The following is a 12430-nucleotide window of genomic DNA, read 5'->3' on the forward strand; positions in this document are numbered from 1 at the left end:
CGAAGAATATGAGTAAGACTCACTTTGGATACCAAAGCGTTGATGAAGCTGAAAAAGCGGGCAAGGTCGCAGAGGTATTTCATTCTGTAGCTAGCAAATATGATGTTATGAATGACTTGATGTCATTTGGCCTTCATCGCTTATGGAAGAAGGTCACGATTGCTCGTGCGCAAGTTCGTCCTGGGCAAAAGGTATTAGATATCGCTGGTGGTACCGGTGACTTAGCCGCCGCCTTTGCGCGTGCAGCAGCTTGGGGGCATAACCCGGAAGCTCAAGTATGGTTAAGCGACATTAACGCTTCTATGTTGGGTGTTGGTCGCGATCGTCTTTTAGATAAAGGTTTGGCTTTGCCTTGCGTTCAGTTTGACGCAGAGAAAATCCCTTTTCCAACCGCTCACTTTGATGTGGTTACGGTAGCTTTTGGCCTGCGCAATATGACTCATAAAGATATTGCTTTAAAAGAGATGTTGCGCGTCATTAAGCCAGGTGGCCGAGTATTGGTGCTGGAGTTCTCCAAGCCAGATGCTTTTTTGCAGCCGGTTTATGACACTTATTCGTTCAAGGTATTGCCCTGGTTGGGTGAAAAAATTGCCCAGGATTCTGAGAGCTATCGTTATTTAGCTGAATCCATTCGTATGCATCCTGACGCTGAAGCCCTTAAAGACATCATGCTAGGGGTCGGTTTTGATGAGGTTGATACCCATAGGATGACTGGGGGTATCGTTGCGCTGCATATTGGTATTAAATACTAGTGAATTTGTAGTTTTTAGCAGTCAAGAATTAAAGTAGTTTTATAGGGGATAAAAAATATGAACAAGCATTTTTTCAAGGCAGTTCTATTAAGCATCAGCTTAATATTTGCTACCGTTGGTCATGCTGATGCTGCCCGCTTAGGTGGCGGAAGAAGTATTGGTAAGGCGCCAAGTGCACCAATGCAAAAGCAAGCCGCTCCTGTGCAAAAACCAGCTCAACAAGCTCAACCAGCGACACCGGCTGCAGCTCCTCAGGCCCCGGCACCAAGCCGCTTTGGCGGGATGGGTGGCATCTTGGGAGGTCTTGCTGCTGGACTTGGTATTGGATACCTTTTATCTCACTTTGGCTTGGGTGAGGCCGCATCTTCATTAATTACTGGATTGTTGATTGCCGTTTTAGCAGGCTTTGTCATCATGTTCGTAATGAGAAGATTGATGCCGGCTTTATCCGGTGCTAATAAGGGCCCTCAGGTCACATCGCAAGGAATGCAGCGTGCCAATCTGGATCAAACGCCTAGGCAGGAGCCTGCATTTACGCCAGCTGCAAATGCATTTGGTGGTGTTGCAGCTGAGCCTGCGCCATTCCAATCCACTTTGCCGCCAGGATTTGATGAATACGCATTTTTAGATAATGCGAAGCAATATTTTTCAGGCCTACAAAAGGCGTGGGATCAGGGTGACCTTGCTGCCTTGCGTGAGTACACCACTCCAGAGATGTTCGCCACAATTGAGCAGGATCTTGCGGGTCGTGCTGATAGCGCCAATCAAACCGATGTCGTTACGCTCAATGCGCAACTCATCGGAATTGAGACAACCGACAGTACTTATTACTGTAGCGTGCAGTTCACGGGCATGATTCGTGAGCAAGTAGGTGCACAGGCGAATAATTTTTCTGAAATTTGGAATTTAAGTAAGCCAGTAAACGGCCCTGGAGGCTGGGTACTAGCGGGTATTTCTCAGTTGGTTTAAGCTTGAGGTACTTTCCATTGAAAGCCCGCACTTGTGCGGGTTTTTTACACTTATGACCACCGCTTCTCCCGCTACCCACCATATCGCAGCTTCTGCCGCTTGCCGAGGGATCAATCATGTCCTGAAGGCTGAGCCATGGGCTATGGCAGAGTTAGCCCGTCATGCCGGCAAAGTGATTTTGCTGAGCCTGCCAATTGGCAAGCTCTGTTTTGAATTGACACCCGAGGGCTCATTAGCCTCTTTATCAAATATTGATAACCCCTCTCTAGAATTAGAGGTTTCTCCCGAGGCGTTGAGTGCTTTGGCTAGTGGACCTGGTAATTTGCGAGAGCAGGCAATGAAGTCGGCCAAGATTACTGGTGACGCTGACTTAGCCCAACTATTGGGCCGCTTAGCAGGTCAGATTCGGTGGGAGTATGAAGAGGATTTGGCTCGTTTCATCGGAGACGCTCCCGCCAACTTTGCTGTTCGTCAAGGTAAGAAATTCATTTCTGCTGGGAAGTCCGCTGCGACTGATCTACTTGAAAATGTAGTGGAGTACGTCAGCGAAGAAAGAAAAGTACTTTTGAATAAACGAGATTTTATGATTCGCAAAAATGAGTTAAACGCATTGCGTGATGCGGTTGATCGAGTAGAAAAGCGCATCCAACTTTTAGAGCGAAAAGGTTAATTCATTGTGCGTCGTTTAGCTCGTCTTTCTTTCATTTTCTTCACTGCATGGCGTTATGGCTTATTGCCATTGCTACGCGATATTCTGAAGCCCGGTATTCGTCGTGGTCTATTAACTATTCTTTGTTGGACTTCTCCAGGCCAGTCTCTGCCCAGAGGTGAGCGCATTCGTTTAACTTTAGAAGCGCTAGGTCCAATCTTCGTGAAGTTTGGACAGGTGCTTTCTACTCGACGTGATTTATTGCCGGAAGATATTGCTAATGAGTTGGCGAAGTTGCAAGATCAAGTCCCACCATTTTCTAATGCTGAATCTTGTCGCTTAATTGAACAGGCGCTTGGTCAATCTATCGAAGAAGTATTTATTAGTTTTGATGCAACCCCCGTGGCTAGTGCCTCTGTAGCCCAAGTGCACTTTGGCATATTGCGCGGCACCGAGAAGCATCCAGAGTGGGAAGGTCGTGCAGTAGCGGTTAAAGTTCTACGCCCAGGCATTTTGCCAATCATTGATGGCGATCTTGCTTTGCTCTATGACTTAGCAAAAATCATCGAGAGACTTTCTGAGGATGGTCGTCGCCTAAAGCCACGCGAGAATGTTGCAGAGTTTGATACCTATTTGCATGATGAATTAGATCTCATGCGTGAGGCGGCAAATGCAAGTCAATTGCGTCGCTATTTTGTTGACTCTAAAAAGTTAATGATTCCTGAGATGTATTGGGATTTATGTCACACCAATGTCATCGTGATGGAAAAAATGGATGGCATTTCGATTGGACGAACAGCAGAGTTGCGCGCTGCTGGTGTTGACTTTAAAAAGCTTGCCGCTGATGGCGTAGAAATATTTTTCACGCAAGTATTTGAGCATGGCTTCTTTCATGCCGACATGCACCCTGGCAACATCATGATCAGTCTTGAGCCAGAAACATTTGGTCGATTTATTTCTTTGGATTTTGGGATTGTTGGCGCGCTGAGTCAGTCTGACAAAAGTTATCTGGCATTAAATTTCTTAGCCTTCTTTAATCGCGATTACCGTCGTGTTGCGGAATTACATATTGAATCTGGCTGGGTTCCTGCCAATACACGCGTTGAAGAACTTGAAGGTGCAATACGCTCCGTTTGCGAACCTTACTTTGATCGTCCTCTAAAGGAAATCTCCTTGGGTATTGTGCTGATGCGTTTATTCCAGACCTCTCGCCGTTTCAAGGTGGAAATTCAGCCGCAGCTAACTTTGCTCCAGAAGACTTTGCTAAATGTCGAAGGTCTTGCTCGCCAGCTTGATCCAGATATGGATCTTTGGAAGACTGCTAAGCCAATTTTGGAAAAATGGGTCAGTCAGCAGTTGGGTTGGCGGGCTTTGGTGGATGGCATTAAGGCCGAGGCGCCTAGTTGGGCCCAAATTTTGCCAACCTTGCCACGCCTGATTGCCGAAAGTTTGGCGCAAGCGCGAATCCCTCGAAAGGATCAAAACACTGAATTAGAGGTCTTAAAAGGCCTTTTATTGCAGGAAAGACGTACTCATCGCCTCTTGGTAGGTGCTTTGCTGTTTGCGGGCGGCTTTTTGGCTGGGATTCTGATAATCGGTCTTGGTCTTTACTAGACTGTCCCCAGTCGTCGCTTAAACCGCTAAAATGCCAGGTTAGGCAAGGCGTAAGCATAGGCAAATGAAAAAATACTTTATTGCAGGCATTTTGGTGTGGGCACCGATGTCAATCACCATTTGGGTGATTGCATGGGGTCTAGGCCTGCTCGACGGTGTTTTTGGCTCCGTAATGCATGCCATTATTGCTGTATTCCCCAGTCAGTTTGCCGCCGATCTTCAGCATTTCCGTGAGTTGCCGGGTGTTGGTATTTTGATTGTTGTTTCAGTCATTATGGCTACCGGCTTGATTGCGATTAGTTTTGCTGGTCAGTGGTGGATCAAGATGTGGAATAAGCAGATGAATCGCATTCCAATTGTGCGATCGATCTATTCCAGCGTTCAGCAAGTGTCATCCACTTTGTTTTCTGGCAGTGGCCAAGCTTTTAGCAAAGCATTATTAATTCGTTATCCGCATGCAGATTCTTGGGCGATTGCGTTCCAGACTGGTATGCCAGCAAAAGAAGTTGCTGCTAAGTTGGGCGAGGACTACGTCAATGTATTTCTGCCAACGACACCAAACCCAACCTCCGGATTTTTTATGATCGTCCCACGTGCGCACACCATTGAATTAGAGATGAGTGTCGAAGAGGCGCTCAAACATATTGTTTCAATGGGATCCGTCCCCCCCACCAGTTCAACTGGTTTGACCGCTATTGGGTCAAACCATCATCTTTGATTTATAGGAAATTGTTATGTCGATGCGAAGCCATACCTGCGGTCAGGTAACTGAATCACTCATTGGTCAAGAAATTACTCTCTCAGGTTGGGTGAATCGTCGCCGTGACCATGGTGGTGTGATCTTTATTGACTTGCGTGATCACCAAGGTTTTGTTCAGGTAGTTTGCGACCCAGATCGCCCGGAGATGTTTGCATTGGCTGAGCAGGTTCGTAATGAGTTCTGCATTCAGATCAAAGGCTTGGTACGTGCACGTCCTGCCGGCACTGAGAACAATGATTTAGTGAGCGGAAAGATTGAAGTGCTTTGCCATAGCTTGGTCATTCTCAATGCATCTATTACTCCTCCATTCCAATTGGAAGATGAGAATTTATCTGAGACCACTCGCTTAACTCATCGCGTGCTCGATTTGCGTCGCCCGCAAATGCAAAAGAATTTACGTCTGCGTTACAACGTTGCCATGGAATGCCGTCGCTACTTAGATGCCGCTGGTTTTATTGATATTGAAACGCCGATGTTGACGAAGAGCACTCCTGAAGGTGCGCGCGACTATTTAGTTCCTTCACGCGTTCATGATGGCCAGTTCTTTGCGCTGCCACAGTCTCCTCAGTTGTTCAAGCAGTTGTTGATGGTGGCTGGCTTTGATCGCTACTACCAGATTACAAAGTGTTTCCGCGACGAAGATTTGCGTGCTGACCGTCAGCCTGAATTTACTCAGATCGACTGTGAAACAGCCTTCTTAGACGAATTAGAAATCCGTGAGTTATTTGAAAACATGATCCGTCATATTTTCAAAACCACCATGAATGTTGAGTTGCCTAATCCATTCCCAACCATGCCTTACTCAGAAGGTATGGCGCGCTTCGGTTCAGATAAGCCAGATCTGCGTGTGAATTTTGAGTTCACAGAATTGACTGACTTGATGAAAGATGTGGATTTCAAGGTGTTCTCTGGCGCAGCAAATCAAGAGGGTGGGCGCGTAGTTGGCTTGTGCGTACCCGGCGGTGCTGAAATTAGCCGTAGTGAAATTGATGACTACACACAATTTGTAGCAATCTATGGGGCTAAAGGTTTGGCATGGATCAAGGTGAACTCTGTTGCTGAAGGTCGCAATGGTTTGCAGTCTCCAATCGTGAAGAACTTGCATGATGCTGCGATTGAAGGCATCTTGAAGCGCACTGGTGCTAAAGATGGCGACATTATTTTCTTCGGTGCAGATAAAGAAAAAGTAGTTAATGATGCTATCGGTGGATTACGTTTGAAGATTGGTCATTCAGCTTGGGGTAAAGAGCATGGCCTATCTACTGAAGGCTGGAAACCATTGTGGGTAGTTGATTTCCCAATGTTTGAATATGATGAAGACAATGCCCGTTGGGTTGCATGTCACCATCCATTCACAAGCCCTAAGGATGAGCACATGCAGTACCTCGAATCAAATCCCGGTAAGTGCTTAGCTAAAGCCTATGACATGGTTTTGAACGGCAGTGAGATTGGTGGCGGATCAGTCCGTATTCACCAAGAGGTAGTTCAGAGTCAGGTATTCCGTGCATTGAAGATTGGTGCCGAAGAAGCGCAAGCCAAGTTTGGATTCTTGTTAGATGCCTTGCAATATGGTGCGCCTCCCCATGGTGGTATTGCGTTTGGTCTGGATCGTATCGTCACGATGATGACTGGTGCCGAATCTATTCGTGATGTGATTGCCTTCCCTAAGACGCAACGAGCACAGTGCTTATTGACACAAGCTCCTAGCCCAGTGGATGAGCGTCAGCTAAAAGAATTGCATATTCGTTTGCGCCAAGCTGCTCCAGCTGCTTAAGCAGGAAAGTCTTAAAGTATCTTGAAAATCCCCATTTCGGTTTTAGTAGTTATTTACAAATCGAATGGGGAGGTCTTGCTGATAGAGCGGGCCGATAAAGCTAATTTCTGGCAATCTGTGACTGGTAGTGTCGATTCTCTCGATGAGGATCTCCGGATTGCTGCCGAACGCGAAGTCCTTGAAGAGACGGGAATTGATGTTGATGCTCTTCCGGTAGGTTCCTTGCAAGATATGCATCATCAGATCGAGTATGAGATCTATCCGCAGTGGCGTCACCGCTACGCTCCTGGGGTTACTAGAAATACTGAGCATTGGTTTTCATTGTTAGTGCCAGACGACACCCAAGTGCATCTGGCTCCTAGAGAGCACGTAGCCTATCAGTGGCTGGCTTTTACAGATGCTGCTAGCAAATGTTTTTCACGCAGTAATGGTGAAGCAATTTTGCAGCTATTCTCTGCGCGCTAGAGTGGAAGTGACTAAGATAGAGTGATGAGACATTCATCAGGGCATCACCATTCAGCAGGAAATCCAAAGCCATCATCGGGAAACGACTGGAAAGTCATTCGTGATTTACTTCCCTATTTATTGGAATACAAATTTAGAGTTGCAATTGCGCTGACTTGTTTAGTAGCGGCTAAGGTTACCAACCTTGGTATCCCAATTTTGATGAAGCAATTGATTGATGCTCTCAATATCAAAGCTGATTCTCCTCAAGCATTGTTGGTGGTCCCGGCCGGATTGATATTGGCCTATGGACTCTTAAGAATCTCTGCCTCCTTATTTACCGAGTTGCGCGAATCTCTCTTTGCGCGTGTCACTCAAAATGCAGTACGCAAAGTAGCTCTTCAAGTCTTTGAGCACTTACATTCCTTAGCGCTCAGCTTCCATTTGGCTCGTCAGACTGGTGGAGTCAGTCGAGATATTGAGCGGGGTACTCGCGGTATTCAGTCTCTGATTTCTTATTCTCTTTACAGCATTCTGCCGACCTTGATTGAGTTTTGCTTGGTGCTCGGTTACTTTGCGTACGCATACGATATTTGGTTTGCTGCAATTACGTTGGTTGCCTTAGTGCTTTATATCGGCTTCACGGTTGTGGTGACAGAATGGCGCACCCATTTCCGTCGCACTATGAATGACATGGATTCCAAGGCCAATCAGAAGGCGATTGATTCCCTCTTAAATTTTGAGACCGTAAAGTATTTTGGTAACGAGGCTTTTGAAGCGAGTCGATATGATCAGAATTTAGTGCGCTATCAAGCTGCCGCTGTCAAATCTCAAAAATCTTTAGCAGTGTTGAATTTTGGACAGCAGACCATCATTGCGGTCGGCTTGGTTCTCATACTTTGGCGTGCGACCTTAGGCGTGATCGATGGTTCTATGACCTTGGGTGATTTGGTGTTGGTGAATACCTTAATGATTCAGTTATACATTCCATTGAATTTCTTAGGGGTGATCTATCGTGAGATCAAGCAAGCGTTGACTGATATGGATCGCATGTTCTCCCTTCTCAATACGGAGAAAGAGATTGCAGATGCACCCAATGCCCAGTCTTTGCGCATTGCAAATCAGGGCCGTGGCCCAGATGTTCGTTTTGAGAACGTCTCCTTTCATTACGATGCCAAGCGTGAAATTCTCAAAGATGTGAGTTTTAACATTCCAGCAGGAACGATTACAGCAGTCGTAGGGCAGAGTGGTGCTGGTAAGAGTACCTTGGCTCGCTTACTGTTTCGTTTTTATGACGTTCAGTCAGGCAAGATTCTGATTGATGATCAAAATATTGTGGATGTTACTCAATCGAGCTTGCGCAAGGCGATTGGTATCGTTCCACAAGATACCGTTTTATTTAATGACACGATTGGTTACAACATTGCTTATGGCAATCCCAATGCGTCGATTGAAGAGGTCCATGAGGCTGCAAGAGCTGCGCAGATCGATCGTTTTATTAAACATCTTCCCGATGGCTATGACACTCAAGTGGGAGAGCGTGGCCTGAAGTTATCAGGTGGCGAGAAACAGCGTGTTGCGATTGCCCGCACTTTGCTTAAAAAACCGGCGATGCTCATTTTTGATGAGGCAACATCGGCCCTAGATTCCAAGACGGAGAGAGCATTTCAGGAAGAGCTGCTTGGCTTGGCTAAGAATCGCACGACTTTAATCATCGCTCATAGGCTTTCTACGATTGTTCATGCTGATCAAATATTGGTTATGGATCATGGCCAGATTGTGGAGCGTGGAACGCATGCTGAGCTTTTGGCTGCTAATGGACGATATGCTGAGATGTGGCAAATGCAAGAGCGCACTGCTCTTGATTAGAATATCTGCATGAGCCAGCAAGAAACTATTCTCAAAAATGCCTTTGCAGCTGCTTTAGCGGTTGCCGACCCCAAGAAAATCGTCCCAGAATATCTTGCCAAGATCTTTCCTCTAGGCTCAGAGCCCAAAGGAAGATGTTTGGTAGTTGGTGCAGGTAAGGCAAGTGCATCTATGGCAACGGCTCTAGAGTCTCATGCGAAAAATCATTGGCCCAATTCAATTCTTGAGGGCGTCGTGTTGACCAGATACGGGCATCACTCTCCAACTAGCCATATCCAAATTATTGAAGCGGGGCATCCTGTGCCTGATCAGGCCGGTATGGATGGCGCTAAAGAAATTTACCGCTTAGTAAGTGAGTTGAATCAAGGCGATATTCTGATTGCCCTGATCTCTGGCGGCGGCTCTAGCCTGCTCACTTTGCCACAAGCCGGCATCAGCATCGAAGATATGCGCAAGACTACTGAAGCGCTATTGCGTTCTGGCGCGCCGATTGAGGAGATGAATGTTGTTCGCAAACACTTGTCAGCGATTCAGGGTGGAAATTTGGCAAGATTAGCAATTGCGCGGGGCGCTCGAGTTGAGGCTTTGCTAATTTCTGATGTCACAGGAGATGCGCCTGCTGATATTGCCAGCGGTCCTTGCGCACCAGATTACTCAAGTTATCAAGATGCTATCAATATTCTGAATAAGCATCACTTGGGCTCTGACTCTATTCCGCGATCTGTTTTATCTCACTTACAGCGTGGTGTTGCTGGCGAAGTTCCAGAGACCTTAAAAGAGGCGGACCTGCAAAACAGTGCAGTAAGTAATCATGTAATTGCAACCGCTTATAAGAGTCTTGAGGCGGCAGCAGATTATGTTCGTACACAAGGTTACGAGCCTGTCATTTTGGGAGACACGATTACTGGTGAGGCACAGGATGTGGGTGTAGAGCAAGCCGCCTTAGCACGTCAGCATTCACTCTCTAGTGGTGATAAGTCTGTAGCCCTTATCTCAGGTGGCGAGTGTACCGTTACCATTCCTGATGGAATAAAAGGTCGCGGTGGGCGCTGTAGCGAATATTTACTTTCACTATTTGCGGCATCTACCGATACCCCTAATATTTGTGCTCTGGCTGCGGATACCGATGGTATCGACGGCAGTGAGAAGAATGCAGGTGCGTGGTTTACCCCCGAGATTCGCCAAGCTGCTAATAAGCAAGACTTGATCTCTTCACGGTATCTGGATCAGCACGATTGCTATGGTTTTTTTGCGCAATTAGATGCTTTGGTGGAAACTGGCCCTACACTGACGAATGTGAATGATTTCCGCATCATCTTGCTAGATAAATAATTATGATTAATACCTCAACCCAAATTGAACTGATTCAGCCAGATGATTGGCATTTGCATATTCGTGATGGTGAAGTCATGAAAGATGTATTAGCAGATACTGCGCGCCAGTTTGCGCGTGCCATCATCATGCCGAACTTGAAGCCACCAGTAACTACGGTTGATTTAGCAAATGCCTATCGCACTCGGATTGAGGCTGGTCTTCAATCATTGGGTGTGACTAGCTTTACCCCCTTGATGACTTTATATCTCACGGATAACACTTCTGCAGATGAAGTGCGCAAAGCAAAAGCTGCTGGTATTGTTGGATTTAAGTTGTATCCTGCTGGAGCGACAACGAATAGTGATGCTGGTGTTAGCGATATCAAGCGTTGTTATGCTGCGCTCGAAGCGATGCAAGCCGTCGGTATGCCTTTGCTGGTCCATGGTGAAGTGACTAGTGCTGAGATTGATATCTTTGATCGCGAGGCAGTATTCATTGATCATGTGCTCGAACCTTTGCGCAAAGATTTTCCTGAGCTCAAGATCGTGTTTGAACACATCACCACCAAGCAGGCTGCGCACTATGTGCGTGATGCACAAACTGCGGGTAAAAATAGCTTAGCTGCCACTATCACTCCACAACACTTATTGATGAATCGCAATGCGATTTTTGCTGGAGGTATTCGTCCGCACAATTATTGCTTGCCAGTACTCAAGCGTGAAGAGCATCGCGTTGCCTTGCTTGAAGCCGCAACGAGTGGCAGCCCTAGATTTTTCTTGGGCACTGATAGTGCGCCACATGCCAAGGGTGCCAAAGAGGCTGCTTGTGGTTGTGCCGGTTGTTACAGTGCTTTCAATGCCTTGGGTTTATATGCTGAGGCATTTGAGAGTGTTGGCAAGTTAGATAAGCTTGAGGGCTTCGCCAGTTTCTTTGGGCCTGACTTTTATTCGCTACCTCGCAATAGCAAGAAAATTACTTTGGTGAAGCAGGCGCAAAGCATTCCAGCAGAACTTCCTTTGGGTGATGCCACGATTGTGCCGCTGCGCGCTGGCGAGACTATCGCCTGGACTTTGGCTTGAGCCAATCTTTATTCCCATATTGCGTTTTTAAGATTAATTTCTGCGACTGCGTTAGACTGCATGCGCAGAGTCAATTGGGCAATCGCCGCCTCTTTATTGAGGGGGAGGAAAGTCCGGACTCCATAGGGAAGGGTGATGGCTAACGGCCATCCACGGTGACGTGAGGAATAGGGCCACAGAGACGAGCGTATTTAGTTACGGTGAAACGCGGTAACCTCCACCTGGAGCAATCCCAAGTAAGCAGGCGATGAGGCGTCCCGCTGAGTCTGCGGGTAGGGAGCTTGAGCCGTCAGGTAACTGCCGGCCTAGAGGAATGATTGCCCCTAGATGCAAATCTAGGCGACAGAATCCGGCTTATCGATTGACTCTGCACTTTCCAAATACTTATTCGTCGTTCTGGATTTCAATGGAATAGGTGAGTTCTGCTGTTTTGGCGAGCATGGTTGTCGCTGAGCAGTATTTTTCGTGAGAGAGCTTCACTGCACGTTCAACCTTGGCTAAATCCAGGTTTTTGCCTTTAACCGTGAAATGCAGATTAATTTTTGTAAATACCTTGGGTTCAGTCTCTGCTCGCTCAGCTGTTAACTGGACATCGCAGCCGCTAATCTCTTGACGGGCGCGTTGTAGGATGAGAACCACATCAAAGGCAGAGCAGCCGCCAGTTCCTGCCAAAATCAGCTCCATAGGCCTTGGGGCGCTATTTTTACCTCCAGCTTCAGGTGGTCCATCCATAGTAACTTGGTGACCGCTACCGGTTTCTGCTGAAAAGGCCATTCCGCCATTACCCAACCAAGTTACTCGACATTCCATGCTAGTGACCCCTAAATTTGAAAATTAATCAATATTATCAATAGTTTACCAATAACAGCGGACTTCAGTTGCTGGCCCAATTTTGCAAAAAAGCATCAAAAACTTGATTTTGGTCAATTTTCTTGCGTCGCACCATCTATCTTGTGTAGAATAACCATATTGGTAGTCAGTCTTATACAAGACTGCGACTTACCTCCCAGTGTCTCCTCCACTTAAAACATAGGTGGATTCCAACCCAGGACTCGTTCCTGGGTTTTTTTTAGGTTACAATTCAAGGCTTTACTGGATTACCGAGCCGGTCAGCGGTAATTTGTTTTACCAGTTAAATTGCAGAATCTGCGAGCTTGCAAACATAAGCAGGGCCAAGGTGGACGTAATTTGGTTGGGGTAATTTTT

Annotated in this window: 11 protein-coding genes and 1 other RNA gene; 11 read left to right on the forward strand and 1 reads right to left on the reverse strand. The window is 46.7% G+C overall.

All coding sequences use genetic code 11. The features are described from left to right. Positions 1-8 precede the first annotated feature (8 nt). The 11 genes from ubiE to rnpB all read left to right on the forward strand — a co-directional run bounded on the left by ubiE (position 9) and on the right by rnpB (position 11597). A complete protein-coding gene (ubiE, locus tag ICN30_RS02390; RefSeq protein ID WP_216272964.1) occupies positions 9-752 on the forward strand; it encodes a bifunctional demethylmenaquinone methyltransferase/2-methoxy-6-polyprenyl-1,4-benzoquinol methylase UbiE in 744 nt (247 codons plus the stop codon). A gap of 57 nt (positions 753-809) precedes the next feature. Next, positions 810-1721, forward strand: coding sequence for a Tim44 domain-containing protein (locus ICN30_RS02395; RefSeq protein ID WP_216272966.1), 912 nt, complete (start codon positions 810-812; stop codon positions 1719-1721). Between the two features lie 52 nt (positions 1722-1773). Then, positions 1774-2391: an SCP2 domain-containing protein gene (locus tag ICN30_RS02400; protein ID WP_216272968.1), complete on the forward strand. Its 618-nt coding sequence runs from the start codon at positions 1774-1776 to the stop codon at positions 2389-2391. A 6-nt stretch (positions 2392-2397) separates the two neighbouring features. After that, positions 2398-3984: a ubiquinone biosynthesis regulatory protein kinase UbiB gene (ubiB, locus tag ICN30_RS02405; protein WP_216272970.1), complete on the forward strand. Its 1587-nt coding sequence runs from the start codon at positions 2398-2400 to the stop codon at positions 3982-3984. A gap of 64 nt (positions 3985-4048) precedes the next feature. Beyond that, entirely contained in the window at positions 4049-4702 is a 654-nt protein-coding gene (locus tag ICN30_RS02410) for a DUF502 domain-containing protein (protein ID WP_216178568.1), read from the forward strand. Between the two features lie 16 nt (positions 4703-4718). Continuing rightward, positions 4719-6518: an aspartate--tRNA ligase gene (gene aspS, locus ICN30_RS02415; protein ID WP_015422041.1), complete on the forward strand. Its 1800-nt coding sequence runs from the start codon at positions 4719-4721 to the stop codon at positions 6516-6518. A 21-nt stretch (positions 6519-6539) separates the two neighbouring features. After that, complete coding sequence (nudB, locus tag ICN30_RS02420; RefSeq protein WP_216272972.1) at positions 6540-6983, forward strand: dihydroneopterin triphosphate diphosphatase; 444 nt, start codon at positions 6540-6542, stop codon at positions 6981-6983. A gap of 24 nt (positions 6984-7007) precedes the next feature. Then, on the forward strand, positions 7008-8831 hold the full coding sequence (locus ICN30_RS02425) for an ABC transporter ATP-binding protein/permease (RefSeq protein ID WP_216272974.1): 1824 nt from the start codon (positions 7008-7010) through the stop codon (positions 8829-8831). 9 nt (positions 8832-8840) lie between these two features. Then, on the forward strand, positions 8841-10163 hold the full coding sequence (locus ICN30_RS02430) for a glycerate kinase (protein WP_216272976.1): 1323 nt from the start codon (positions 8841-8843) through the stop codon (positions 10161-10163). 2 nt (positions 10164-10165) lie between these two features. Next, positions 10166-11224, forward strand: coding sequence for a dihydroorotase (gene pyrC, locus ICN30_RS02435; RefSeq protein ID WP_216272977.1), 1059 nt, complete (start codon positions 10166-10168; stop codon positions 11222-11224). Between the two features lie 66 nt (positions 11225-11290). Then, positions 11291-11597: RNase P RNA component class A (rnpB, locus tag ICN30_RS02440), an RNA gene on the forward strand. A gap of 11 nt (positions 11598-11608) precedes the next feature. On the opposite strand, the gene ICN30_RS02445 is transcribed toward rnpB, so the two are convergent. Further along, a complete protein-coding gene (locus ICN30_RS02445) occupies positions 11609-12034 on the reverse strand; it encodes an OsmC family protein (protein WP_216272979.1) in 426 nt (141 codons plus the stop codon). Positions 12035-12430: the final 396 nt, after the last annotated feature.

The organism is Polynucleobacter sp. 31A-FELB, from assembly GCF_018882405.1.
Classification (GTDB): domain Bacteria; phylum Pseudomonadota; class Gammaproteobacteria; order Burkholderiales; family Burkholderiaceae; genus Polynucleobacter.